Genomic DNA, 23,996 nt, shown 5'->3' on the forward strand with positions numbered 1-23,996 from the left:
AAGGATTTAATATGCAAATTGAAGCGCCTCCAACAGACAAGCCCTATGAAAAATCTCCCGGCGAACGCCGTGGGCTAGTGCTCATTTATACCGGCAACGGCAAGGGAAAAAGTACTGCCTTATTTGGTTTATCTCTACGCGCCCATGGTCGAGATAAAAAGGTCAAAATTTACCAATTCATGAAAGTTCCCAGTGCCCGTTTTGGTGAACATCGCATGTTTGAAAAATTAGGTATACCCATTGAAGGCTTAGGTGATGGCTTTAGCTGGAAAAGTAAAGATTTAGAACATTCGGCACAACTTGCGCGTAATGGCTGGGAAAAAGCCAAGCAAAGCATTCTGAGCGGTGACTATTTTTTAATTGCTTTGGATGAAATCACTTATCCCCTTATTTATGGCTGGATACCCTTAGCCGATGTAGTTGAAACATTGCAAAAACGGCCTAGCCATGTGCATGTTTGCCTAACTGGTAGACGCTGCCCACAGGAGATTATTGATATTGCCGATACCGTGAGCGAAATGCAGCAAATTAAACATGCTTTCGACGCAGGTGTTCCAGCACAACGGGGCATTGAGGATTAACGCACGCATGGATACTCATGCTTGAATTTATGTTCAACAACTCTGTCCTAGGATGGGGAATTCTGGGCGGCGCTATATTTATTGCTCTCATGATTGATCGTTTTTTTGGTGAGCCCTATTACTATTTGCATCCAGTTGTATGGATGGGCCAGTATTTAAAAATAACTGGACAACTTATTTCGCCCCGAGTCGTAATCTACAAAAAGCATCAAAAACTAGCTTATTTTTTTATAGGAATGGCCGTATGGCTAATGGGCGCAGTTATAGTCGTGGTTTGCGCAGTCTATATACAAAGACTGGCCTTTTCTTTGTCTCCAATTGTTGCTTGCCTATTTCTGGGCTTACTAATTAAGCCCCTATTTTCTTGGGCATTTTTATCTGCAGAGGTCTACGCTGTGAACGCCGCCTTAAGCCGTTCTTTAGTTGAAGGGCGTCAACGCTTAGCCATGATTGTGAGTCGCGATACACAAGCACTCAATCCGATCCAAGTAAGGGAAAGTGCGATTGAGGCGCTAGCTGAAAATTTTAATGACTCTGTAATTGCGCCGCTATTTTGGCTAGTACTTGGCGGCCTTCCAGCTGCAGCCCTATATCGCTATGCGAATACCGCAGATGCCATGTGGGGATATCGTGATCAACGCAATGGAAGACATTGGGAATGGGCTGGTAAATTTGCCGCCAAAATTGATGATCTTTTATCTTGGATTCCAGCACGCATCAGTGGCCTTTTGATTTTAATGCAGGCAAGACAACAACATGAGCCAACATATACCTTTGAACAACTATGTCGCGAGGCAAAAAAAACGCCATCGCCCAATGGTGGCTGGCCAATGGGCTCAATGGCGCTAGCCTTACATATTCAGCTGAGTAAGCCCACAATTTATAGTCTTAATAAAGGCGCTTGCTTAGCAATGTCTACGGACATTGGTCGTGCTTGTACATTATTACAGCGCCTAATGAATAAATTGATTTTCCTCTGTTTAATCAGCAGTTTAATTCCTGTAATTTATCTGCTCATGACTTCAGGTCTAAATGGCTAATCAATGACTTTATATAAGACCCATGGTGGCCCTGACTCATTGGGGCCTATTACCGATGATTTCTCTACCAATGCAAATGGTGCTGGGCCATGCCCAATTACCTTAGAAGCACTAATCAACACTACTCATACAGCATATCCCGACCCAAACTACACAGCACTAAAAGAACTGTTAGCGCAATGGCATCAAGTGCCTGTTCAGCGCATTGTATTGGCGGCTAGTGCTAGTGAATTTATTTATCGCATGAGCGCGCACATTGCCAAACAGGCAAATAATCAAGTATCTATCAGACCGCAAGTATATTTACCTCGGTACAGTTATAGCGATTATAAAAATGCAGCGGAAGCTTGGAGCTTGGCGACGGTCACTACTAGCCAAGATGCTAATCTGATCTGGGTATGCGATCCATCAACTCCATTCGGAGAAACTTCCCGCTCTATTGGCGCTTTAATTGACTCACTAAAAGCGCAGCAAATCTGCGTCCTTGATCGTGCTTATGATCCCTTACGCTTAAGTGGAGAAAGCGCATTAAATCAAACCCAGTTAGACCAAGTGTGGCAACTTTGGTCGCCTAACAAAGCATTGGGTCTAACCGGTATTCGAGCCGCCTATGCCATCGCCCCGAAAGCAGCCATTGCCCTTATTGCTGAACTTGAATTACTGGCGCCCTCTTGGCCGCTTGGCGTTGACGGTGTCAGCTTACTCTTAAGTTGGGCAAAATACGAAACTCACATGTGGTTACAAGAAAGCCTAAACAGCTTGCGTGAATGGAAAGTGCAGCAACTGCAGCGATGCCAAGCAATGGGTTGGGAAATCTATCCTAGTGAAACCAATTTTTATTGCGCTAAACCTCCCGTAAATGATCTTTGTCACTTATTGTTTCAACTAAGGCAAAGTGGTATTAAATTACGCGATACCTTATCCTTTGGCTTAGCTGACTGCGTGCGGATAGCTGTATTACCGCCCGCCTCACAAATTCGACTCTGTCAAGCTTGGCAGTCAATATCCCCGCCTACTGAAAAATTGTATGCCCGCTAAATGTGTCATGGTCCTAGGCACTTCAAGCGGTGCTGGTAAAAGCTGGGTAAGCACAGCGCTATGCCGCTGGTATGCTCGACAGGGCTATAAAGTAGCGCCCTTCAAAGCGCAAAATATGAGCAATAATGCGCGTGTCGTGAATACGCGCCAGAGTTCAGTAACTGAATTTAGCAATGCTGACCAAGCTAGCGGTGAAATTGGCTCGGCGCAATATTTTCAAGCCCTAGCTGCCAATGCTGAACCCAACGTCAACATGAATCCAGTGCTACTTAAGCCCGAAGCGGATACCCGTAGCCAAGTAATTTTATTAGGCAAAGTCAATACTGAATTAAGCACTATGTCATGGCGCGAGCGCAGCGAAAAAATTTGGCCACATATTCAACAATCCCTCGATTACTTAATAGCAGAAAATGATGTATTAGTAATAGAGGGTGCAGGATCGCCAGCTGAAATTAATTTAATGGCTAGTGATATTGTCAACTTACGAGTAGCACGTTATGCAAACGCTCAATGTATTTTAATAACCGATATTGATCGTGGCGGAGCTTTCGCGCATCTTTATGGCACCTGGGCTTTGCTGCCTAAACCCGACCAGCAACGTATCAAGGGGTTTTTGTTAAATAAATTTCGGGGGGACCCCACCCTACTTGCTCCAGCCCCAGAGCAATTGAAATCATTGACTGGAATTCCAATTATTGGCACCATCCCCATGTTGTTTAATCATGGCCTTCCTGAAGAGGATGGAATTTTCGATGAGCGCACACTTGATAGAAAAGCTGGCGCCCTAAAAGTGGCAGTTTTGGTCTATCCCCGCATTAGTAATTTAGACGAATTTCAACCACTTAAAAATATTACAGATTTAGAACTAATTTGGGCTCGTCAGCCAAGCTCTTTAGAAGATGTCGACTGGATTATTTTGCCTGGCTCAAAACAGACCAGCGCTGATTTAGCCTGGTTAAAACAATGCGGCTTTGAGCGGGTTATTGAGAAACATATCCAGCGGGGGAAAATGGTTCTGGGAATCTGCGGGGGTCTACAAATGCTTGGCCAAGTGCTGCACGATCCATTTAATATTGATGGTGCGGCAACGGGCCTAGGGCACTTAGCAATTCAAACGACTTTTGCTAAGGATAAACAAGTAAATAAAATCACTGTTCGCTTCGGTCAAGTTAAGGGCCTTTGGTCTGCTTTATCTTACCTAGAGGTATTTGGCTATGAAATTCATCATGGCAAGTCCTCTCACAAAACTGCAGACAATGAAAAACAAGCGCTAATGGCGCAAGAAATTATTGCTGACTTAGCTTGGCAAAATTCGCTTGGTAACGTGCTTGGTATTTATATACATGGGTTATTTGAGGATCCGGCCGTTATCAAATCTCTCTTTGGCAAAGAAGCTAAAACTCTAGATACGGTATTTAATAATCTCGCTGATTTAATTGGGCACCATATTCCAAAAGAAACCTTACTCTCCTTGGTTGAATGAAAGCATCGGATGAATATAGAATTACCCCTCATCGCCCCACTTAACAATGTCGAATTAGGTGAATTAATTCAAGCAGAACTCAACAATAAGACTAAGCCGCTTGGCTCTTTAGGTCAACTTGAATCATTAGCCAAACAATTGGGCTTAATTTTAAATAGCTCAAACCCTATCCTAGTTCAACCACAGTTAGTCGTATTTGCAGGTGACCATGGCTTAACTGCGCAGGGTATCTCTGCATTTCCGAGTGATGTCACTTGGCAAATGGTCGAGAATTTTTTAGCTGGCGGTGCTGCAGTTAGTGTGCTGTCGCGCCAACACCAGCTAGATTTGACCATAGTCGATACTGGCGTTGCCAAAGAAATATTACCGCGCAAAGGTTTAATTATTAAGAAGGTGGCCTTTGGCACTGCCGATTCTAGTCAAACGCCCGCTATGCAGCAATCACAATGCTTGCAGGCCATCAAAAATGGTCAGGAGATTATTTGCGGGTTACCGGGCAACGTACTTTTACTCGGTGAAATGGGTATTGGGAATACTGCTGCTGCTTCACTCATCATGAGTCGTCTATTAGGCATACCCATTGCAAAATGCACAGGCGCTGGAACTGGTCTTGATAACGCTGGCTTACAAAAAAAAATCAGCGTGTTACTAAAAGTATTACAACGACATTCTCAGGCTAACTCGGCAATTGAGGTGCTTTGCGCTTTTGGCGGTTTCGAAATGGCCACAATGGTAGGCGCGATCATACAAGCTGCTGCGCAACGCCGCGTGATTGTCGTTGATGGATTTATTACTAGCTCGGCTGTCTTAATCGCGCAAGCGCTTGACCCCAATGTATTGCAGTATTGTATTTTTTCCCATTGCTCTCATGAGCAAGCGCATGCTCAACTTTTAAACCATTTAAATGTGAAGCCCCTGCTTGATTTAGACTTAAGATTAGGTGAGGGATCAGGGGCGGCGCTCGCTTGGCCATTACTCATCTCAGCCTGTTATCTTTTAAATGAAATGGCAAGTTTTTCTAGTGCGCAAGTAAGCACAAAAAATATTAATTAAATTAATCATGAATTTCATTCGCCACCTGTTAATTTCAGTCCAGTTTTTTTCCCGTTTGCCTATTCCTAAAAGTTGGATGCGCTGGGCTGATTGGAGTCCTCAAAAAGAAAGTGATAGCCTTATTTATGCGCCTGCAGTAGGTTTAATTATCGGCATCTGCTGTTCATTAGTTTGGTTACTAGCGATGTTTCTTTTTCCCACTAGTAGTGCCAGCACGTTATTGGCTGCCGCTCTTTGTGTAGCTAGCAGCATCTGGCTAACCGGGGCTTTGCATGAGGATGGCTTAGCTGACTTAATTGATGGGTTAGGTGGCTCACCCGATCGCGCCAGAGCCCTAGAAATTATGAAGGATTCACGTATTGGCACCTATGGTGGCTTAGCGCTAATTCTTGCCACCTTGATTCGTATTTTGTTAATTGGCGCCTTAGGTCAGGCACTACTTAATCCAGCTCATGTGATCGTCGCAATTTGTTTGGTTAATATCATCTCAAGAGCCTGGCCATTAGGTTTAGTCTATTTGCTACCGAATGTAGGCGATTTAGCGGGATCCAAAACCCATTACATCACGCGTTTCATCTCGAGTAAACAACTGCTAATTCTCAGTAGTATTCTTCTGGTCATTTGTTTTGGGTTGCTTCGATTGGAGTTAATTCAATGGCAACAACTTTTGCTTGGCCTACTACTTTCAGGCTTAATTTGGCTCTATCTTAAAACCCGTTTGCAATCACGCTTAGGGGGTTATACCGGCGATGGACTCGGGGCGGCACAACAATTATGTGAAATTGGCCTGTACATCGGCTTTCTCATTGCCGTCTAAACAGCTGCCCATGAAACAACTTTGGCTCATTCGTCACCCTCAAGTGCTAATTAAATCAGGTACTTGTTATGGACAGCTAGATATCGCTAGTGACCCCGCAAGCAATGCTACTCAAGCACAGTCCTTAGCTGCAACTTTGCCAGATCACTTAATAATCTATTGCTCACCACTCCAACGCTGTCACCATTTAGCAATAACGCTTTTAGCGCTTCGCAAGGATCTCCAAATTGAGCTTGATCCCAACCTACAAGAAATGGATTTTGGTAGCTGGGAAGGAAAGTTATGGCAAGATATACCGCAGAATGAAATTGCAGCATGGACCGACAACTTTTTGCATTATTCACCTGGAGGTGGAGAATCTGTAAGCACATTTATGGCAAGAGTCAATCAAAGTTACCGAAAATTTTCTACTAATTGTGCTTGGATTACCCATGCCGGTGTAATTCGCGCAAGCCATTTATTGCACGCTAAAAAATTCATTACCCAAGCCAGTGATTGGCCCATCGACGTCATTTCGGTGGGGTGTCACCAAACCCTAGAAATGGGCTCGTAATTGAGCTCTTTCTATTAGATTACAGCTCGATATACAATGGATCTTATGAGTCCCGAAACCAGTGAAACAACTTCAAATTTGCTGACTGATTTTCAAGCCAGTCTTGAACGCATTAAGCATAAAATCGCCGCCATCCAAACTGCGACCGAAGCCATGTGCCAAAATCGCCTAGCACTAGAAGGCAAAATAGAAGATGCTCAAAAACGGATTCAGCACATCTTAAGCCGCCTTCCCGATCAAGGCGATACACGCCAACTCAATTTACTTGGTGAGTCGGCTAGCTCTACAAGCCCCCCTAATTTAGATAATGATGACCATGAGCCAACGACGCATTGATGTAACTATTGCTGGCCAGAAAATTACCCTGGCAACCAGCGATGAACATGAGCCTTTACTTCGTTCAGCTTGCCAATTAGTAGATGATCACATACAGCTAGCCATTGCTAGCGGCAATCGCAGTCTCGAACGTGCCACCCTGATGGCTGCCTTAAAATTAGCGGGCGATCTCATCACTGCTAAAGAGACTGCCCTAAATATTCCTCAGGCATCACCAACCACTGCCCCAGAAAATAGTGCAGAGATCTCACGTCTAGCAAGCGAAGTGAATGCGCTGGAAGATCAAGTCGATGCCTTGTTGAAAACCCTTTCCCTGCCTGGTTCGCCAAGGCCAATAGCTCCTTGAACCGATGCGAAAGCATACGGAGCGGTCTTTGCTACGTGGGCGTGAGCGTTTCGATGTTTCACAGTATCGGCTTCTGGCTTGATACTCCCTGTGCATCTTAATGCACCCGAAGCGTAACTGCCGCTCCAACTTGAACCTTAGGGTTCAGGATGAGGGCCTAGCGGCTAAGGTGGGGAATCTTTTTTATGTCATTTAATGACATTCTGCTACTGCTAGTCTGCGGCGGTATTTCGGGGTTGCTAGCAGGATTATTGGGCATTGGCGGTGGGATGATTTTGGTCCCAATTATGGTACTAGTGTTTACCCACCAGGCATTTGATCCTAGTGTAATCGTGCACATGTCAATTGCAACATGCATGGCAACAGTGCTATTTACTTCTACATCAGCCGTACTCGCTCATCATAAACATCAGTCAATCGATTGGAAATTAGTGGCAATGCTAAGTCCTGGCCTAATTGTTGGTGGATTGGTTGGTGGTGGCGAATTATTTGACTCTCTTAAAACAGGTTGGCTATCACTTTTTTTTGGGGTATTTATTTTTTACAGCGCAATTCAAATTTTTATAAATAAAAAGCCAAAGCCTGATAGAGAACTTCCTGGGCCTCTAGGAGTTTTTTCTTTTGGTGCCCTTGCGGGCGCTTTAGCAAGTTTAGTGGGTGCCGGCGGAGCCTTTATTACTGTCCCATTTATGGTTTGGTGCAATATTCGCCCCCATGTTGCTATGGCCACCTCATCTGCTCTGGGGCTACCAATTTCCGTTGCGGCAACCGTTGGCTACCTATATGGTAGTTGGGGCCATCCAAATCTGCCGCCTGGATCTATTGGCTATATTTACTTGCCAGCATTGGCATGCATTATTTCTATTAGTATTTTCACCGCTCCCCTCGGGGCCAAGTTCGCACGAAAACTGAATGTCAATCATATTAAGAAAATTTTTGGCGTGATGCTCATTTTTGTGGCTATTTTTATGTTTGATGAAAGCCGCAAAGCTTTTGGTTTTTAATGCTTACTACCTAACTAACCAGCTGAATTCAAAGCCAGCTTGGGCTTAAACACTGATTCCGGTAAAGTATCAATCCAGCGGTGTGAATTACGTACATGATTACTCATTGCGCGTTGGGCTTTAATTTCATCACCGTCCAAAATAGCTTCGGCAATCTCTCTGTGATCTTCATTTGATTTAATCATCTGATCAAAATGCATTGATTTGCCAACCTGAAACATCACCACAACTAGTCTTAGCTTTTCAACTAATTCATATAATTGGGTGTTGTTTGAAATTTCAACAATAGTCTTGTGAAAAAGTTGATTATTTTCCATAAACAAATTCCACTGCATTGTTTTTTTGCTAAGACACGCCTGTTTCCATACCTTTGTAAATAATTTTCTATTTTGTCCCTGATTAATATTCTTTGCAGCCAAGCCAGCAGCCAGACCCTCTAACGATTCGCGAATTTGGAAAAGATCTTGAACTTCCTGTCGTAATAAGCGGCGCACAATTGCACCACGATGGGGTATTAAGTCGACCAACCCATCTGCACTTAACCGATGAAATGCTTCGCGCACTGGGCCACGGCTTAAACCAAACTCTTCAATTAGGTCCCGCTCAATTAAACGTTGACCAGGAGCAAAGCGGCCAACAAAAATGCCATTTTGTAAGTGCTCACAAAGAAAGTCCACCGATGAGCCACGCTTTTTTTCAGGTATAGGAATTTTGCTCATTCGTAATGATTTACCTTTATAGCGGCATTTATTGTCATTTAGTATATCTTGCAAAGAATTTGGCCTAAGTAAAAGTATGATGGTCAACCCCTAGGTATAAGCCCTAATCAGATTGTAGGGCAATTTTGTAAAAACAATTTGACTTTTTGGATATAAAGCCACAAACTTGGCCTCAAATGTTTATGGAGATAAATTTTTTTATAAAAATCCAGGGCATTTAAATATTCACAATATTCAGGAGAAGACAGCATGGATTTAGGGATCAAAGGGAGAGTGGCGATCGTAACTGGCGGAAGTCGCGGCATTGGCAAAGAAACTGCCCGTGAATTTTTAGAAGCTGGTGTTAAGGTTATGACCTGCTCACGGCATGCCGACGAGCTAAATGAGACCTGCAAAGAATTGGCCAAAACTACTGGGGGCGAAATTAACTCCATGGTTGCTGATATGACAAATCCAGAAGATATTAAAAAATTAGTCAATAAAACCCTGGAAACTTATGGCACAGTTGATATTTTAATTAATAACGCTGGAACAATGTATTCGGGGCGCTTCGCAGAGCTAACGGATGAAGGTCTGCAAACGCAGCTTGACACCAAATTGTTCGGATTTATGCGCGCCATCCGCGCCGTATCACCAATCATGCGGGAGAAAAAATGGGGGCGCATTGTTAGCCTCATTGGCGGCGCAGGCAAAGAACCTGATCCTTATATGTTTGGATCAGGCATGACCAATAGCGCCTTGCTGAATTTGACCAAGTCTCTGTCTACTGAGTTTGCACCGGATAATGTCCTTGTTAATGCAGTTTGTCCTGGATGGGTTGCAACCCAGCTATGGCGGCAACATGCGGAAGGCCTCAAAAAAGAACTTGGTGTCATTGACGAGGAAGAAGCTAGACGTCTTGCTACCAGAAAAAATGCCTTAGGACGTTTTGGTAAACCAGAAGAACTTGCGAATGCAATTGTATTTTTATGCTCGGAAAGAGCAAGTTATATAACCGGTGTTTCGCTAAATCTTGATGGCGGTAGACTCAAAGGCCTATGGTAAATTAGCGCTATAGCGTTAATTATGATGAGCTTAATCTCCTCCTTAAATGATTACGATGGCATAGCATGCCATCGCTACTCAATATGATTGAATTACAGTCTCTTGGAAAAAAATTCTACAAAGACAAGAGCAATCTCGAGGTTGTAAGCAACATTTCTCTCGCCTTTAAGGCCCATTCCTTCACGGCCCTTATTGGTCCATCTGGATGCGGTAAATCGACCCTGCTAAATATGATTGCAGGTCTTTATAAGCCGACTAGCGGAGAAATTCTCTATAACAGTAGACAAATAATTGGCGTTAATACTGATGTAGGGTATATGACCCAAAAAGATAATTTGCTCCCATGGAGGACAATTCTTGATAATGTTGCCCTTCCTCTAGAAATTGCTGGCGTCCCTAAAAAGCAACGACATGAGCAGGCGCGCTCCATCCTGCAACAAGTTGATTTGTCAGGATTTGAAAATAAATACTCGAGCGAGCTATCAGGCGGCATGAGAAAGCGTGCTTGCTTGGCCCGCATGCTACTTTATAAGCCCAAAATACTATTGCTAGATGAGCCTTTTGCAGCCCTGGATGCTCAATTAAGAATTGCGATGCACGAACTTCTTTTACGCTTATGGGAAGAGTATAAGCAAACGATTATTTTAGTGACTCATGATCTTATTGAAGCCGTATCTTTGGCTGATCGGGTAATTGTTTTTAGTCCACGACCAGCATCCGTAGCATTTCAAAAGGAAGTAGATTTAGCGCGGCCTCGTGATGTACTTCAAGTTCGTTTTACTAAAGAGTTTCAAAATATTCACAACACTATTTGGGATTATTTACAACAACAATATGCTGCAGATAGGCTTACCTATGCCAAATAAAAAAATAACTAAAAACTTGACCAAGTTTTCTGGTCACGCGGATCTAAATCACTATTTAATGTTTATTTTACAAATCGTTGTGGGTTTATTTGTGCTATCACTATGGGAACTTGGCTCTGGGACGATAGTTGATTCATTTTTAATTAGCGAACCATCTAGTATATTTAAACGCCTTTATGGCTGGATTGCTGCAAAATCTATTTGGGTACATATATGGGCAACTCTATATTCTACGATCATTGGTTTTTTTATCGGAACCATTGCTGGAGTGATTGCTGGAATATGCCTAGCTCTTTCGCCCTTTTTTAGCCGCTTATTAAATCCCTTTATTTGGGCTTTAAATGCATCCCCTAAAGTCGCGCTTGCGCCACTCTTTATACTTTGGTTTGGTTTAGGTATTGAGTCCAAAATTGCTTTAGCAGCTGTACTTGTCGTTTTTTTGGTTTTTGTGAGTACCTATGCAGGCGTAAAACAAGTTGATCCTGATTTAGTTGATACCGTAAAGTTAATGGGGGCATCAAAATTTCAAATTTTGACAAAAGTTATTTTGCCCGATGCTACCCCTTGGATATATGTGGGCATTCAAAGCGCTATTCCATATGCACTCATTGGCACTATCATTGGCGAAATGATAGCCTCCAATCGTGGACTGGGATACCTTGTACAAAGATCAGGTAGCGAATTTGATACTGCTGGCGTATTTGCATCGCTTATTGTTATTTCTTTAATTGGGGTAGCATTAAACCAGATTTTTGCTTTAATTCAAGCTCGTTCACAGAAATGGAAATTGATTAGTCGTTAATTTATTACAAGAAAAAACTCAGGAGGCAACTATGAAATTACTAAAAAAAATTTATCTTTTTGTAGCTATATGTAGCATTTCATTTCAAATTCAAGCCCAATCAGAAGTAGTCCGCTTTGCTAATATTGGGCATGGTTACTATGCTGGTCCTCTCTATGTAGCAGTACGCGAAAATTTATTTCAAAAATATGGTCTTACGCCAGAAATTACCACCGCCCAAGGTGGTCCGTTAGTATTTCAGGCAGTCTTTACGCGACAAGCAGATTTTGGAATTGTTAGTTACGAACACATTCTGACAGCGGCTGGGCAAGGCCGTCGATTAGTCTCCATATTTAACGTAACTAGCCGTCCAATTAACAATATTATTGTTAATAACAAGCTTTTTGATTCTGATGGAAAAAAACCAATAAAAGATCGTATTCTTGCGCTCAAAGGTAAGCGCATTGGGGTTCCATCTGCCGGTGGATCTGGTGAAAAGATACTAGGATCACTTGCAATGAAATATGGGCTACAAATCCCTGGTGATATAGAGCTGGTCTACTTGGGGCCTGATGCCAATACCTATGTAGGAGCCTTTAAAAATAACTTAATTGATGCTGCAGTTCCATTTGAGCCTGCTGGCGTTCAGGTTGAGAAGGAAAAATTAGGGAAAATTTATGTCAATTTAATGAATGGTGAAGTTGAAGAATTTCGTGATTTAAATTATATGAATTTAATAACCAGCCCAGCAACCATTGCAGAAAAACCAGAGCTGACCAAGAAGATGGTTGCGATTTTTGCTGAGGCACAAAAAATTCTTTTAAATGAGGCAAAAGGTAAGGCAATCATGGCGAAAGAATTCCCTAATTTATCGCCAGAAGTAAATGATCGAGCCTATGCTGTTGTAAAGCAAATTTGGAGCCCAGATGGAAAAATGACAATTGAAGGCGGTAAAAAGGTATTTGACTATCTACAACCAAAACAAGATAAGGCAATCAATTTTCCTCAAACTTTTACCAATCAATTCTTGCCGTCACAATAATTCTGGAAATAATTAGCACTTAGCTCGCAAACTGCTGACGCAACATATTTTTCTGTACCTTGCCCATTGCATTCCGAGGTAAATCCTTCATGATTTCAATGCGCTTAGGTACTTTAAAATTCGCGATTTGCCCTTTGAGCGAATCAATCATGGATTGGGTATCTAATTTCACTCCTGCTTTTGGTACAACTACTGCCAACACAGCCTCACCAAAATCGGGGTGCGGAATACCAATGACGGCGCTCTCTGCGACGCCGGCCATGTCATCAATAAAACTTTCAATCTCTTTGGGATAAACGTTATAGCCCCCAGAAATAATCAAATCTTTACTACGGCCCACAATCGATAAATAATGATCTGGAACTTTACCGCTAATATTTGTTCCGCCCCAGCGACCCACGTCACCTGTTTTAAACCAACCATCAGCAGTAAATTCTTCAGCGGTTTTTTCAGGCATGTGCCAGTAACCCTTAAAAATATTAGGGCCCTTTACTTGTACACCGCCTATTTCGTCTACCTGACAAATTTGCCCGTCATCACTCACCACCCTGACGCTCACTCCGGGTAACGGCACGCCAACGGCCCCACCAACCCGAGGACCTTGATATGGATTAGAAGTCAGCATGATGGTTTCGCTCATGCCATAACGCTCTAGAATAGTATGTCCAGTCAACTTTTTAAACTCGTTAAAGGTTTCAGTTAGCAAGGGTGCAGAACCAGAAATAAATAAACGCATGTTGCGACATACTGCTTTCGTAAAGGTCTTGTCAGCCGTTAGACGCACATAAAAGGTAGGCACTCCCATCATGACAGTAGCGCGGGGCATTTGCTGAATTAGTTGGGCAGTATCGAGGCGGGGTAGCCAAATCATTTTGCTGCCATTCACTAAAGCGCCATGGACCGCCACAAATAAACCATGTACATGAAAAATCGGCAAGGCATGTAATAAAACATCACCCTTTTGCCATTGCCAAAAATCTTTTAATACTAAACAATTGCTGCCTAAATTACGATGCGTTAGCATCGCTCCTTTGCTACGTCCAGTAGTACCTGAGGTATAGAGAATGGCAGCTAAATCATCGTCTTTAGAGGCCACCGTTTTAAATTGATCACTTTGACCAGTAGCGCGCCCAAGTAAGCTACCCGAGCGGTTGTCATCTAAGGTAAATACGTGATTCGTGCCCGCCTTAAATGCAACCTTAGAAACCCAAGCAAAATTTTTGCTGCTACAGACCATGACTGCAGGCTTAGCATTTTCAATGAAATATTGAATTTCAGCAGCCTGATAAGCGGTATTTAAAGGCAGGTAAACATAGCCCGCCCGAATAGTGGCTAAGTATAAAAATAGGGCCTCGGGCGACTTTTCTACTTGAACTGCAACCCGAGCCCCTTGAGGCAAGCCAAGACTTTTTAAGAGGTTGGCCAACATTGCTGAAGCGCGCTCTAAATCTCTCCACGAGTAATACAAACCATCTTGAGTTTCGATTGCACACGCTTTGCGATCTTTTGGAAAACCCTTTTCCAATACTGAATACAAATTCATACGAACCTCAAAATGATCTACTGCATAACAATTAATCGAGAGTGGCGCCCGATTTTTTAACTACCCCAGCCCAACGCTTAACATCTGAATTAACTAATTTTCCAAACGCTTCGCCATATAAATTTGGGGTATCCGAGCCGTTGGAAGCCCAAATGGCTTTTAACTTTGGTGTATTTAGCGCTTTCTCCACTTCTGCAATCATTTTGTCGACAATGGGCTTTGGCGTACCTTTGGGGGCAAACATGGCATACCACGTTGACACTTCATAATTCGGTAGACCAGCCTCCATGAAGGTCGGTACATTCGGAATTGCTGGTGAGCGCTTAGGTGAAGCAACCGCAATAGCAAATAGTTTTCCACCATTAATCTGCTGCGCTGAAGTACCTAAACCATCAAACTCAAGATCAACTTGCCCTGCCAATAAATCATTCATCGCTGGGCCTGCACCCCGATAAGGAATATGCGTAATGAAGGTACCCGTTTGTATTTTAAATAATTCGCCCGCTAAATGATGCACGGTGCCACTACCAGCACTAGCAAAATTATATTTACCAGGGTTCTTTTTTAAGAGCTCAATAAATTGCTTTAAATCACGCGCACTCACTTTTTGTGGATTAACTACTAAAACTTGTGGTGGGCTAGCAATGAGAGCAACGGGGATAAAGCTCTTCTCAATATCGTAATCAAGATTTTTATACATCGAAGGTGCAATAGTGTGGTGCGAAGCGCCAATAAACCAACTATACCCATCAGGGGGTGCCTTGGCTGCAACCGAAGCACCCACCGTGCCACCAGCTCCACCACGATTATCGATTAATACTTGTACGCCCAATTGCTCGCCTAACTGAGCGGCTAAAGGACGGGCAAAAGCGTCAGTACCGCCGCCAGCAGGAAAGGGATTTAATAAAGTAATAGGTTTGGTAGGCCACGTCTGAGCTACAACTACGCCAGCAAATGCCATTAAGGCTAAGACAAAAGCCAAGCGCAGTTGTTGCGCCAGTAGGGATAAACTATTTGATTGAACCATCATGCTAAGTCTCCTTTATTTATGTGCTGATTATTTTAAGCTAAGAGGCCATTAAGCGACTGATCAAACGCGAATACATGACCTCACCATTGACAAAGCGTTCGTGGTTCTCTTCTACGCTAGCTAAATCATATAGATAATTGACCATAATGCCCGCCGATTGGCGTAAACCCTTACGCGATAAATCACCTGCCCAGTTAATTTGATGCAACTTCGCACCGTTACCTAAGTGAAATTTAGCTACAGGATTGCCATTGCGTCCCGTTGAGACGTGAGCCAAATATAGCGCTGTTAAACAGAGTAATGCACTTTTTTCCTTTGCCGTAGCAGTATCAGGATGCCATCCTCCGCCTAAACGCTCTGCCCAAGAATGATCCGTTAAATTTAGAGTTGCTAAGGCCTGATCACGGGCAGTACGAAGTGCTGGCTTAATTTGCTCCATCGGCATTTGATCCGCTAAATTTGCACCCGCAGCAATCCAATCTACAAGACCTGGAATAGGCGATAAAGTAATAAATGTTTTAAGCGACGGAAATTCCGCATGCAATTGTTCAGCAACCCGTTTAATTAAAAAATTACCCATCGAAACGCCGCGCAAGCCTGGCTCGCAGTTACTAATAGAATAAAAGGCGGCCACTTTATATTCTTTTGGCTGACTTACTGCCTCAGCCTTCTTGTCTACTAACGGGGCAATGGCTATGGGAATATCTGGTAATAAACCGACTTCTACAAAAATTAAGGGTTCATCAGGTAATTGGGGATGAAAAAAAGCAAAGCAGCGACGATCGGGCTGTAAACGACGGCGTAAATCATCCCAGCCATCAATCGCATGCACAGCCTCATGTTTAATAATTTTCTCTAGCACTTCAGCTGGCGACTTCCAATCGACTCGGTGCATCTTTAAAAATCCTGGATTAAACCAAGAGGAAAGTAGATGGCGCATATCAAAATCAACTGTTGCTAGTTCGGGTTTTTTATCGAGTAACTGCAACAAATCGCGGCGCATTTCTACCACCGCTGCAGTACCTGCGCGAGCGCGATTAAGACGGCGTAGTAGTTCTTGGCGTGGCGATTCGGTAATTCGCTGTAAACGCACATAGTTGCGTGTATTGGGATCAGCAGCAAAACTTTGCGCAGCCTTTAATACTTTATCGGGGTCAGGATTATATTTTTCAGCTAATGCGGTGAAAAACTTTATGTGCTGATCTTTATCTAATTTACGATAATTATGAATTAACTCATCAGCCATGCTGACCGCATTCGATTCCCCGCGCTCAGAAATCAGGCGGTTAACTGCGCCAATAGCACGCGCCAAATACCGTGACTTAGTCAGTTTCTCGAGCATGCTACTTCCTTCAGGGTTTGCTATTTTTTTGTCTAAGCAGCAAATATAACCCAAAGGCAACCATAGGCAATGACAACCATTGACCCATCGACAGACCCAGCCCCAATAAACCTAAAAAAGCATCAGGTTCACGGGCGAATTCAGCGAGAAAGCGACAGATGCCATACCCCACTAGAAAAAATCCAGATACCTGTCCTAGCCGGCGAGGATGCCTGGCATAAAGCCAAAGCACCATACCCAAAAGCAGACCTTCTCCACCCAATTGATAGAGTTGTGAGGGATGGCGCGGTAAATTGTCGACAGCTGGAAATACCATTGACCAAGGCACATCTGTGGGACGACCCCAGAGCTCGCCGTTAATAAAATTTCCTAGGCGCCCAAAGGCTAATCCAAATGGCACCAAGGGGGCAACCAAATCACTCACCGTAAGAAAGCTAGTATGTCGCCTATGGGCAACCCAGAACATCGCGGTAATTACTCCAAGTAAACCCCCGTGAAAGGACATCCCGCCCTCCCAGACTTTAAAAATATTAAGGGGATGTGACAAATAAAATGCGGGCATATAAAAGCAAACGTAGCCTAAACGTCCACCAATAATCACTCCCAAAACTCCAGCAAATAGTAAATCTTCAAGCTCTTTATTGGTCCAGCCCAAGGCTTTAAATTGCGGCATACGAATGCGGATACGGCCGAGTAAAATAAACTGCGCAAACGCCATCAAGTACGTTAAACCATACCAATGAATACCAAAAGAGCCCAGATGAATAGCGACCGGATCAAAGTTAGGATGAATTAGCACGGCAGGCACTCAGGTTTTAGTTTGGTCAAAATTGTGTAGCTCATGACCTAAGTCACGATAAGTTTTAAAACGATTGCGTCCAGCTAAGCGCTCTGCTTCATGGGTTGTAACCACTTCGACGATGCGGGGGAAACGTTCTACTAGGGCTGTGATATCGCTAGGCATCTCTTGGCCTAATTGGATCAAAATATCCGCATGCGGAATCGCTTGTAAGCTATTCACTGCGCAATCTTCAGTTAAAACAATCGGGGTTTCTGCAGCCGCCTCATGATCGATAAAACAATGGGGTAAAAAATCGGTCTTACTAAAAGTCCAGAGTAGCTCATCCAGGCGCTTCAGCTCAGCTTTATTTGCCACAATCACAATGGGCCGCACAGGCTGGCCTTCTGCCGTTGAACTCCAAATTTTGCGTGTGAGCCGACACACATAATCTAGCTTATCGCCCACATTGCTATGAAAATCAATTCTTGCCATACGTAAACTCGCTTAAGGTGCTCCGTAGATCACTAAATAATTAAATAACAAAGGCACGGGGCGCCCTGTAGAGCCCTTCATGGCACCACTTTTCCAAGCTGTACCAGCAATATCTAAATGCGCCCAACAATATTTCTCGGTGAAGCGCTTTAAGAAACATGCGGCTGTCACGCTGCCTGCGGGTCGCCCACCAATATTAGCCACATCAGCAAAATTCGATTTTAATTGCTCTTGATATGCGGCATCCAATGGCAAACGCCAAACCGTGTCCAGTACCGCTTTGCCAGACTCACTGAGTTCTTTGACCAAATTTTCATCGTCGGAAAATAAACCGCTGTGTACGCTGCCTAAAGCAATAATACAAGCGCCTGTTAAGGTGGCCACGTCAATAACTGCGCGGGGCTTAAAGCGTTCTACGTAAGTTAAGGCATCGCATAAAATTAAACGGCCTTCAGCATCTGTATTTAAGATCTCGATAGTTTGACCCGACATGCTTTTGACAATATCGCCGGGTCGAGTGGCTTTACCGGATGGCATATTTTCACAAGTAGGAATAACGGCAATGACATTTTGTTTTAATTTAAGCAGTGCCGCTGCATAAATTGTGCCCATTACCGAGGCTGCACCGCACATGTCATACTTCATCTCGTCCATGGCATCGCCAGGCTTTAATGAAATTCCACCCGTATCAAAAGTAATGCCCTTCCCAACTAATACCGTTGGTGCTGCACTGGGTTTACCGCCAAGATAGCGCATGATAATAAATTGGGGCGGTAACTCAGACCCTTGTGTAACAGCAAGAAAAGAACCCATTCCCAAAGTTTCCATTTGCTTCCGATCTAGCACCTCTACTTTCAAAGTGGTTTTTTTAGCCAAGGCTTGGGCGGTTTGCGCTAAATAAGTGGGCGTGCAAACATTGGGGGGCAAATTACCTAAATCTTTAGCTAAATTCATGCCCTCGACCAAAGCCGTGCCCTCGGCCACTGCTATCTTCAAGGCGCTCGCTTCTTTGCCCCCACCAATAAAAATAAATGACTTCAATGGGTCGGGTGTATCTTTTACCTTAAAGCGCATCGCTGGTTGGCGCACGCCAAAGCGATAAACCTGATCTCCAGCCAATTGCATGGTCAGTCGCGCTAATTCGCCAAGCCTTTGCGGATGCGGTTTTTCCATAAAGCTAGCCATTAGCCACAGGGCGGTTTCAATTGCGCCGCCACTCAAGGCCTTAATTGCAGAACGCGCTAATTTGGCATAGCCTAGAATATCGTCACCCGATTTTTGCTGCGCGTCACCTAAACCCACCAATAAAACTCGTTTAAGTTTGACGCCCTGCGCTAGCCAACTAGAGTCGGCCCTTAAAAGGGTCACAGTAGCCTCTTTAGCCTCTAAATCGCCAAAAGTAGACGCCCGTAAAATGGCTCCGCCAAGAAAGCTGTCGAGGACCGCTAATGGCCCTAGGTTACCTAAATTTAGGCGTTGATGGGCTTTCTTAGAGCCCCCTTTCCCAGTAGTCTGGCCCTGTAAATTGACCAAATCGGCTTTGGAATAGGCCATGACCAGGCAATCGCTATCCTGTTTTACTAGGAGCGCAAAAGCTGATTTCAGGTTTTTCGTCGCTCTAAAGTCGGCCTGGGCAAATAGTTTCGTGCTAAATTGGATTGTCATGATGTGATGGAATAAAAGAGGTTTTATCATTATCCTCCGACACGCAATCTGATCCTTGAAACAAACCATTTAGGTCGAAAGATTTTCTCAGGCATGATATTTCAACGCTCACTCAGACGCGAGCTTAGCTTTACTACTGGCGGTGTTTTTCTGATCCTCGTTACGATCATGATTACGACCTTAGTCATTCGTATTCTTGGCTTTGCAGCTAATGGCAAAGTCAATCCTGAAGATGCTTTGGTATTAATTGCGCTTGCCACTCTCGGTTACACCGCAGTTTTACTCACTGTCTCTTTATTTGTTGCGGTCTTAATCGTGTTGGTGCGCTGGTATAAAGATTCAGAAATGATTGTGTGGTTTTCTAGCGGCTTAAGCATTATGAGTTTAATTCGCCCCATACTCAGCTTTGCCCTCCCCCTAATTGTCATTATTGGGGCCCTAGCAATTTTTGTCTGGCCGTGGGCTAATCGAGAATCTACTGTCATTAGTCAGCGGTTTCAACAACGTGATGATGTCTCAATGGTAACTGCGGGTCAATTTCGAGAATCAGCTAAAGCTGAGCGCGTTTTCTTTATCGAGCAAATTGATGTCGATAAAAATATCATCAAAAATATCTTCGTTGCCGATACTCGCAATCAGCGCCTTAGTATTGCGGTTGCTGAATCGGGCTATCTAGAGAACTCGCCCAATGGAGAAAAAACCGTCGTCCTTCAAAATGGGCGCCGCTATGATGGCCAGCCAACTCAACCTAATTTTCGCATTCTTGAATTTGCGGAGTACCGTACCAAAATACGGAGTAAAGAAATCAAAGCTCCACCTCCGCGGGATCGAGAAAAAGACCTGTTTGAATTACTCGCTACCCCTACCAATCAAAATAAAGGTGAAATCTTATGGCGCCTAGGCTTGCCATTGATGGCTTTAGGATTAGTACTTATTGCCATACCACTGGCTTATGTCAATCCCCGCTTAGGCAATTACACTGCGTTATTTTATGCCGTGTTAATTTATTTAATTTATAGCAATCTATTAAACTTGGCGCAAAATTTTGTTGCTCAAGGCAAATTAAATTTTTTCATGGCCATTTGGCCAATTCACTTTATTGCTCTAGTCATTGCGCTAATACTGATACGCAATCGTGTTAACCCCTCTATTGCGTGGTGGCGTAGACAATTACCTGCGCTGTTTGGTCGGCAATGAAATTAATTTTCCCTTATATTTACGAGCGTTACTTTGCTAAGCAAATCTATGTGGCCTTTGGCTTTATTTTATTTGCCTTAGTTGCCCTATTTTTATTTTTTGATATCTTGGGCGAGTTAAGCTCAGTGAATTCAAAATATACCCTCCCCATCGCTTTACTTCATGTGCTCTTAAAAGCCCCGAATCGGATGATTGAAATTATTCCAATTGCCGGACTCATTGGTAGCATTTATGTATTTGCAATGATGGCCAGTCAATCTGAATTCACCATTTTTCGCATGGCAGGCTTAGATGTAAAACGGGGTCTCATAACCTTAGCAAAAATTTCCTTACCTTTAGTTATTTTCACCTTAGTCGTTAGTGAATGGCTGGGGCCTTACAGTGAGTCGGTTTCCGATCAAATTCGCTCGCGCGCACTAGGAGCCAATTTTGAATCTCAGTTTCGCTCTGGGGTATGGGTGAAAGACCGCTTACGCGATGAAGATGGTTCTGGTCCCATTCGCCCGGGTATTCGTTATGTAAATGTGGGAGAAATTAAAAACGATAATGAAATTCGAAATATTCGCATGTACGAGTTTGACGTCAACTATCACCTTTTATCGATTCGCAATGCCCTCTCAGGCCGCTTCGACAGCGCTGGTATTTGGGATTTAAATCAAGTTACCGAAACTCGCTTTAAAGAGGCCAAAAATAAAGACCCGCTTGATGCTGTTTATTCCGCCACAACCAAAACGTATCCCACCTTAAAGCTGATGTCTGAAGTCACTCCGCAGATACTCGAGGTGCTGTTACTCAACCCCGAGAAAATGTCAATTCAAAGCTTAGGCCGCTTTATTGATCACCTAAATGAAAATAAACAAGATGCTCAGCGCCACTCAATTGCATTTTGGAAAAAATTAGTTTACCCCTTCATCATTTTTGTCATGCTCGCTTTAGCACTGCCCTTTGCTTATTTACGAGTGCGCTCGGGTAGCGTCGGTATTAAAGTATTTGGCGGCATCATGCTCGGTATGAGTTTCCAGCTTTTTAATTCGCTGTTTTCCAATGTGGGTTTATTAGGCTCATGGCCCGCCATACTAACGGCAGTTATACCGCCACTCATTTACTTTGGGCTGGCTCTGTTTGCCCTGCAGCGGGTATCTCGTTCATAGCGTCCTTTTATTACCCTACTTCATTTAGAATGAAGGTTTAAGACCATAAGTTGTATATAGGCTAAGGGTTAGGCAAGACCAACGATGAACTTGCATCAATTTCGCTTTGTCCGTGAGGCAGTAAGGCAAAACTTTAACCTAACTACTGCTGCCAAAGTACTCTTTACTTCACAACCAGGCGTATCCAAAGCGATCATTGAACTCGAAGATGAGTTAGGGGTAGAAATTTTTCGTCGTCATGGTAAGCGGATACGCTCCTTAACCGAACCAGGTAAACGCATCCTTGCTTCAATTGAGCATATTCTTGACGAAGTTGAAACCCTTAAACGCGTTGGCCAAGATTTTGCTAGTCAAGACCAAGGTAATTTTGTCATTGCCACCACGCATACTCAAGCGCGCTATGCCTTACCTAAAGTATTAAGCGAATTTACGAAACGTTTTCCTAAGGTACGCGTTAGTTTGCAGCAAGGTAATCCTAGTCAAATTGCTGAGATGCTAATCCACGATCGTGCCGACATTGCCATTGCAACCGAGGGTATTGCCAATACACCTGGCATCTTAGCGCTGCCAGGTTTTCAATGGCAACATGTCTTAATCGTACCGCTAAGTCACCCACTTTTAAATGCAACTGTAATTACGCTCGATGATTTATGCAAATACCCCTTAATTACTTACGACAAAGCATTTTCTGGCCGCGCCAAAATCGATGCAGCTTTTGCTTCGCGGAATTTACAGCCCGATATTATTCTGGAAGCCATTGATGCAGACGTCATTAAAACGTATGTAGAAACGGGTATGGGAATTGGCATTATGGCGGGTGTAGCTTACGACTCTGAGCGCGATCGAAATTTAAAAGCCCTTGCGGTTGGCCATCTCTTTGGGAATAATGTGACCCATTTAGGGGTTAAGCAAGGTGCTTATTTACGCTCATTCATCTACACCTTCATTGAGTTATTTTCCCCAACCTTAACGAAAAAAATTGTTGAACAAGCAATGTCGAGTACCGCAGAAAATTATCAAATTTAAGTGGAACTCTAGGCGTAATCGAAACCCTAAGGGGCTCTGATTGGCCTACTTGGCAGTTAGATGAGATCTTAACGCCTTAAAATCTGCCAAGCTCCGGAAAGGAATGCAAAAGCTTAGTGCACGCCTCTTGAATGTAAGGTTTAAGGAACTCAGTAGCCCACTCGGGACCCACCCTTTCGAAATTATGCGTACCCATCGGAAATTGTTTGGTGATTTTGAGCCAATGATCTGGATAAGTCTCACAAGAAAAGCGAGCGCCAATATCCGCAGGGCAGGCATGAAATTGGGAATCGATTGACCCCCAATATCCAAAGAAGACATCCTCCATGAAATAGCTTCTCGAGATATGACCCTGAGTGCGGTGGAGCAAATCAATGGTCTTGGAGATATTTCTTAAAGAGAATCCACCGTTACCGACATAAAAGCGTTGGGTACTAAGGGGGATAGGAAAGCGATTAAATAAAAAGCTTAGTTTTGGATAACCCACTCGCCAAGGCGCTCCATAATAGTCATACCCTAGCTCACAAAATTCTTGAACGTGATTGCTAAAGACAAAAGCATCGAGTTGGTAGACCAGCATCCATTGATAACGAGCAGCAAAGGTTTCATAAAAACTAGGCTCTAACATGAAGTTGTTATAAATTTGAACGCTTAAAAAGTGCTCAGGCGCAAACCGCGCTATTTTAATCTCTGGCCATAGTGCTTCATAAGCCCCAATATCAAGTCCTTCTGGACACATCAGAGTGACATTTTGAATTTGGAGCTCACGCAGCTGCATAAAAGAGAATGCCTCACTTTTTGAAGGCGTTACTTTATAAACTGGGACGATTGTTAGGTAGGCTGGGGGATTCATGAGGCCCATGAATGATAAATGAGTAAATTTGTATATTCTTCACCTAAGCTCATAGCACCTAAGATGAAACTCTAAGGAAACTGCGTAGCCTTAAGATATGGGGATAATGCTATTAACTTGGTGCCTCGGGTCGGACTCGAACCGACACGCCTTGCGGCACCGGATTTTGAGTCCGGCACGTCTACCAATTCCATCACCGAGGCTGGTGAAAAC

Annotated in this window: 24 protein-coding genes, 1 tRNA gene, 1 other RNA gene and 1 pseudogene; 18 read left to right on the forward strand and 9 right to left on the reverse strand. The window is 43.6% G+C overall.

The window, feature by feature from the left end; translation table 11 throughout:
- Nucleotides 1-11 precede the first annotated feature (11 nt).
- The 11 genes and pseudogenes from cobO to LZT21_RS11185 all read left to right on the forward strand — a co-directional run bounded on the left by cobO (nucleotide 12) and on the right by LZT21_RS11185 (nucleotide 8,251).
- On the forward strand, nucleotides 12-581 hold the full coding sequence (gene cobO / locus LZT21_RS11140; protein ID WP_233937559.1) for a cob(I)yrinic acid a,c-diamide adenosyltransferase: 570 nt from the start codon (nucleotides 12-14) through the stop codon (nucleotides 579-581).
- A gap of 17 nt (nucleotides 582-598) precedes the next feature.
- Nucleotides 599-1,621, forward strand: a complete 1,023-nt coding sequence (gene cbiB / locus LZT21_RS11145) for an adenosylcobinamide-phosphate synthase CbiB (RefSeq protein WP_233990852.1) — start codon at nucleotides 599-601, stop codon at nucleotides 1,619-1,621.
- 3 nt (nucleotides 1,622-1,624) lie between these two features.
- Nucleotides 1,625-2,659 (forward strand): aminotransferase class I/II-fold pyridoxal phosphate-dependent enzyme, encoded by a 1,035-nt coding sequence (locus tag LZT21_RS11150; RefSeq protein ID WP_233990854.1) that lies wholly within the window; start codon nucleotides 1,625-1,627, stop codon nucleotides 2,657-2,659.
- Nucleotides 2,649-4,142 (forward strand): cobyric acid synthase, encoded by a 1,494-nt coding sequence (locus LZT21_RS11155; RefSeq protein WP_233990856.1) that lies wholly within the window; start codon nucleotides 2,649-2,651, stop codon nucleotides 4,140-4,142. Before LZT21_RS11150 ends, LZT21_RS11155 begins: the two co-directional genes overlap by 11 nt.
- Nucleotides 4,143-4,151: 9 nt before the next feature.
- Entirely contained in the window at nucleotides 4,152-5,195 is a 1,044-nt protein-coding gene (gene cobT / locus LZT21_RS11160) for a nicotinate-nucleotide--dimethylbenzimidazole phosphoribosyltransferase (protein WP_233937556.1), read from the forward strand.
- Nucleotides 5,196-5,202: 7 nt separating this feature from the next.
- Nucleotides 5,203-6,012: an adenosylcobinamide-GDP ribazoletransferase gene (locus LZT21_RS11165; protein WP_233990858.1), complete on the forward strand. Its 810-nt coding sequence runs from the start codon at nucleotides 5,203-5,205 to the stop codon at nucleotides 6,010-6,012.
- Nucleotides 6,013-6,022: 10 nt separating this feature from the next.
- Complete coding sequence (locus LZT21_RS11170; protein ID WP_233990860.1) at nucleotides 6,023-6,565, forward strand: histidine phosphatase family protein; 543 nt, start codon at nucleotides 6,023-6,025, stop codon at nucleotides 6,563-6,565.
- A 45-nt stretch (nucleotides 6,566-6,610) separates the two neighbouring features.
- Complete coding sequence (locus tag LZT21_RS11175; RefSeq protein ID WP_233924764.1) at nucleotides 6,611-6,901, forward strand: hypothetical protein; 291 nt, start codon at nucleotides 6,611-6,613, stop codon at nucleotides 6,899-6,901.
- Nucleotides 6,882-7,103, forward strand: a pseudogene (locus LZT21_RS11940) (cell division protein ZapA); the annotation flags it as partial. The gene LZT21_RS11175 and the pseudogene LZT21_RS11940, both read left to right, overlap by 20 nt.
- Before the next feature lie 105 nt (nucleotides 7,104-7,208).
- Nucleotides 7,209-7,427: non-coding RNA, 6S RNA (gene ssrS, locus LZT21_RS11180), on the forward strand.
- 5 nt (nucleotides 7,428-7,432) lie between these two features.
- Complete coding sequence (locus tag LZT21_RS11185; RefSeq protein WP_233990862.1) at nucleotides 7,433-8,251, forward strand: sulfite exporter TauE/SafE family protein; 819 nt, start codon at nucleotides 7,433-7,435, stop codon at nucleotides 8,249-8,251.
- Between the two features lie 14 nt (nucleotides 8,252-8,265).
- Here LZT21_RS11185 and LZT21_RS11190 read toward each other — a convergent pair whose 3' ends face one another.
- Entirely contained in the window at nucleotides 8,266-8,970 is a 705-nt protein-coding gene (locus tag LZT21_RS11190; RefSeq protein ID WP_233990864.1) for a GntR family transcriptional regulator, read from the reverse strand.
- Nucleotides 8,971-9,219: 249 nt separating this feature from the next.
- Between LZT21_RS11190 and LZT21_RS11195 the strand changes: the two genes are divergently transcribed.
- From LZT21_RS11195 to LZT21_RS11210, 4 genes are all read left to right on the forward strand, one after another.
- Nucleotides 9,220-10,014: an SDR family oxidoreductase gene (locus tag LZT21_RS11195; protein ID WP_233990866.1), complete on the forward strand. Its 795-nt coding sequence runs from the start codon at nucleotides 9,220-9,222 to the stop codon at nucleotides 10,012-10,014.
- A 65-nt stretch (nucleotides 10,015-10,079) separates the two neighbouring features.
- Nucleotides 10,080-10,880: an ABC transporter ATP-binding protein gene (locus tag LZT21_RS11200; RefSeq protein ID WP_233990868.1), complete on the forward strand. Its 801-nt coding sequence runs from the start codon at nucleotides 10,080-10,082 to the stop codon at nucleotides 10,878-10,880.
- 58 nt (nucleotides 10,881-10,938) lie between these two features.
- On the forward strand, nucleotides 10,939-11,682 hold the full coding sequence (locus LZT21_RS11205) for an ABC transporter permease (RefSeq protein WP_233990870.1): 744 nt from the start codon (nucleotides 10,939-10,941) through the stop codon (nucleotides 11,680-11,682).
- A gap of 31 nt (nucleotides 11,683-11,713) precedes the next feature.
- Nucleotides 11,714-12,703: an ABC transporter substrate-binding protein gene (locus tag LZT21_RS11210; RefSeq protein ID WP_233990872.1), complete on the forward strand. Its 990-nt coding sequence runs from the start codon at nucleotides 11,714-11,716 to the stop codon at nucleotides 12,701-12,703.
- A 19-nt stretch (nucleotides 12,704-12,722) separates the two neighbouring features.
- On the opposite strand, the gene LZT21_RS11215 is transcribed toward LZT21_RS11210, so the two are convergent.
- From LZT21_RS11215 to LZT21_RS11240, 6 genes are read right to left on the reverse strand one after another with little or no spacing between them, the layout of a single operon-like run.
- Nucleotides 12,723-14,246, reverse strand: a complete 1,524-nt coding sequence (locus tag LZT21_RS11215) for a malonyl-CoA synthase (protein ID WP_233990874.1) — start codon at nucleotides 14,244-14,246, stop codon at nucleotides 12,723-12,725.
- Nucleotides 14,247-14,277: 31 nt separating this feature from the next.
- The gene (locus LZT21_RS11220) at nucleotides 14,278-15,273 is read right to left on the reverse strand and encodes a Bug family tripartite tricarboxylate transporter substrate binding protein (RefSeq protein ID WP_370634826.1); all 996 of its coding nucleotides are present in this window, start codon (nucleotides 15,271-15,273) and stop codon (nucleotides 14,278-14,280) included.
- 40 nt (nucleotides 15,274-15,313) lie between these two features.
- A complete protein-coding gene (locus tag LZT21_RS11225; RefSeq protein WP_233990877.1) occupies nucleotides 15,314-16,618 on the reverse strand; it encodes a malonyl-CoA decarboxylase in 1,305 nt (434 codons plus the stop codon).
- Between the two features lie 10 nt (nucleotides 16,619-16,628).
- Nucleotides 16,629-17,417, reverse strand: coding sequence for a prolipoprotein diacylglyceryl transferase (lgt, locus tag LZT21_RS11230; RefSeq protein ID WP_233924833.1), 789 nt, complete (start codon nucleotides 17,415-17,417; stop codon nucleotides 16,629-16,631).
- A 9-nt stretch (nucleotides 17,418-17,426) separates the two neighbouring features.
- Complete coding sequence (locus LZT21_RS11235; RefSeq protein WP_233924770.1) at nucleotides 17,427-17,891, reverse strand: DNA polymerase III subunit chi; 465 nt, start codon at nucleotides 17,889-17,891, stop codon at nucleotides 17,427-17,429.
- A gap of 12 nt (nucleotides 17,892-17,903) precedes the next feature.
- A complete protein-coding gene (locus LZT21_RS11240; RefSeq protein WP_233990878.1) occupies nucleotides 17,904-19,586 on the reverse strand; it encodes a leucyl aminopeptidase in 1,683 nt (560 codons plus the stop codon).
- A gap of 63 nt (nucleotides 19,587-19,649) precedes the next feature.
- On the opposite strand from LZT21_RS11240, the gene lptF reads away from it, so the two are divergent.
- The 3 genes from lptF (at nucleotide 19,650) to LZT21_RS11255 (ending at nucleotide 22,930) form a co-directional block, all read left to right on the forward strand.
- Entirely contained in the window at nucleotides 19,650-20,753 is a 1,104-nt protein-coding gene (gene lptF / locus LZT21_RS11245; RefSeq protein ID WP_233937550.1) for an LPS export ABC transporter permease LptF, read from the forward strand.
- Nucleotides 20,750-21,904: an LPS export ABC transporter permease LptG gene (gene lptG / locus LZT21_RS11250; RefSeq protein ID WP_233924773.1), complete on the forward strand. Its 1,155-nt coding sequence runs from the start codon at nucleotides 20,750-20,752 to the stop codon at nucleotides 21,902-21,904. Before lptF ends, lptG begins: the two co-directional genes overlap by 4 nt.
- 84 nt (nucleotides 21,905-21,988) lie before the next feature.
- Nucleotides 21,989-22,930 (forward strand): CysB family HTH-type transcriptional regulator, encoded by a 942-nt coding sequence (locus LZT21_RS11255; protein ID WP_233924774.1) that lies wholly within the window; start codon nucleotides 21,989-21,991, stop codon nucleotides 22,928-22,930.
- A gap of 76 nt (nucleotides 22,931-23,006) precedes the next feature.
- Here the strand turns inward: LZT21_RS11255 and LZT21_RS11260 are convergent, their stop codons facing one another.
- Nucleotides 23,007-23,708, reverse strand: coding sequence for a DUF5672 family protein (locus tag LZT21_RS11260; RefSeq protein WP_233924775.1), 702 nt, complete (start codon nucleotides 23,706-23,708; stop codon nucleotides 23,007-23,009).
- A 193-nt stretch (nucleotides 23,709-23,901) separates the two neighbouring features.
- Nucleotides 23,902-23,986: transfer RNA gene (locus tag LZT21_RS11265), tRNA-Leu, on the reverse strand.
- Nucleotides 23,987-23,996 lie beyond the last annotated feature (10 nt).

This window comes from Polynucleobacter sp. IMCC 30228 (assembly GCF_021395205.1).
In the GTDB taxonomy this organism is placed as follows: domain Bacteria; phylum Pseudomonadota; class Gammaproteobacteria; order Burkholderiales; family Burkholderiaceae; genus Polynucleobacter.

Excerpts from the sequence above, each read along its gene's own strand:
- cobO (WP_233937559.1), top strand. The coding sequence starts at position 12 with ATGCAAATTGAAGCGCCTCCAACAGACAAGCCCTATGAAAAATCTCCC.
- cbiB (WP_233990852.1), top strand. The coding sequence starts at position 599 with ATGCTTGAATTTATGTTCAACAACTCTGTCCTAGGATGGGGAATTCTG.
- LZT21_RS11150 (WP_233990854.1), top strand. The coding sequence starts at position 1,625 with ATGACTTTATATAAGACCCATGGTGGCCCTGACTCATTGGGGCCTATT.
- LZT21_RS11155 (WP_233990856.1), top strand. The coding sequence starts at position 2,649 with ATGCCCGCTAAATGTGTCATGGTCCTAGGCACTTCAAGCGGTGCTGGT.
- cobT (WP_233937556.1), top strand. The coding sequence starts at position 4,152 with ATGAATATAGAATTACCCCTCATCGCCCCACTTAACAATGTCGAATTA.
- LZT21_RS11165 (WP_233990858.1), top strand. The coding sequence starts at position 5,203 with ATGAATTTCATTCGCCACCTGTTAATTTCAGTCCAGTTTTTTTCCCGT.
- LZT21_RS11170 (WP_233990860.1), top strand. The coding sequence starts at position 6,023 with ATGAAACAACTTTGGCTCATTCGTCACCCTCAAGTGCTAATTAAATCA.
- LZT21_RS11175 (WP_233924764.1), top strand. The coding sequence starts at position 6,611 with ATGAGTCCCGAAACCAGTGAAACAACTTCAAATTTGCTGACTGATTTT.
- LZT21_RS11185 (WP_233990862.1), top strand. The coding sequence starts at position 7,433 with ATGTCATTTAATGACATTCTGCTACTGCTAGTCTGCGGCGGTATTTCG.
- LZT21_RS11190 (WP_233990864.1), bottom strand. The coding sequence starts at position 8,970 with ATGAGCAAAATTCCTATACCTGAAAAAAAGCGTGGCTCATCGGTGGAC.
- LZT21_RS11195 (WP_233990866.1), top strand. The coding sequence starts at position 9,220 with ATGGATTTAGGGATCAAAGGGAGAGTGGCGATCGTAACTGGCGGAAGT.
- LZT21_RS11200 (WP_233990868.1), top strand. The coding sequence starts at position 10,080 with ATGCCATCGCTACTCAATATGATTGAATTACAGTCTCTTGGAAAAAAA.
- LZT21_RS11205 (WP_233990870.1), top strand. The coding sequence starts at position 10,939 with ATGTTTATTTTACAAATCGTTGTGGGTTTATTTGTGCTATCACTATGG.
- LZT21_RS11210 (WP_233990872.1), top strand. The coding sequence starts at position 11,714 with ATGAAATTACTAAAAAAAATTTATCTTTTTGTAGCTATATGTAGCATT.
- LZT21_RS11215 (WP_233990874.1), bottom strand. The coding sequence starts at position 14,246 with ATGAATTTGTATTCAGTATTGGAAAAGGGTTTTCCAAAAGATCGCAAA.
- LZT21_RS11220 (WP_370634826.1), bottom strand. The coding sequence starts at position 15,273 with ATGGTTCAATCAAATAGTTTATCCCTACTGGCGCAACAACTGCGCTTG.
- LZT21_RS11225 (WP_233990877.1), bottom strand. The coding sequence starts at position 16,618 with ATGCTCGAGAAACTGACTAAGTCACGGTATTTGGCGCGTGCTATTGGC.
- LZT21_RS11235 (WP_233924770.1), bottom strand. The coding sequence starts at position 17,891 with ATGGCAAGAATTGATTTTCATAGCAATGTGGGCGATAAGCTAGATTAT.
- LZT21_RS11240 (WP_233990878.1), bottom strand. The coding sequence starts at position 19,586 with ATGATAAAACCTCTTTTATTCCATCACATCATGACAATCCAATTTAGC.
- lptF (WP_233937550.1), top strand. The coding sequence starts at position 19,650 with ATGATATTTCAACGCTCACTCAGACGCGAGCTTAGCTTTACTACTGGC.
- lptG (WP_233924773.1), top strand. The coding sequence starts at position 20,750 with ATGAAATTAATTTTCCCTTATATTTACGAGCGTTACTTTGCTAAGCAA.
- LZT21_RS11255 (WP_233924774.1), top strand. The coding sequence starts at position 21,989 with ATGAACTTGCATCAATTTCGCTTTGTCCGTGAGGCAGTAAGGCAAAAC.
- LZT21_RS11260 (WP_233924775.1), bottom strand. The coding sequence starts at position 23,708 with ATGCAGCTGCGTGAGCTCCAAATTCAAAATGTCACTCTGATGTGTCCA.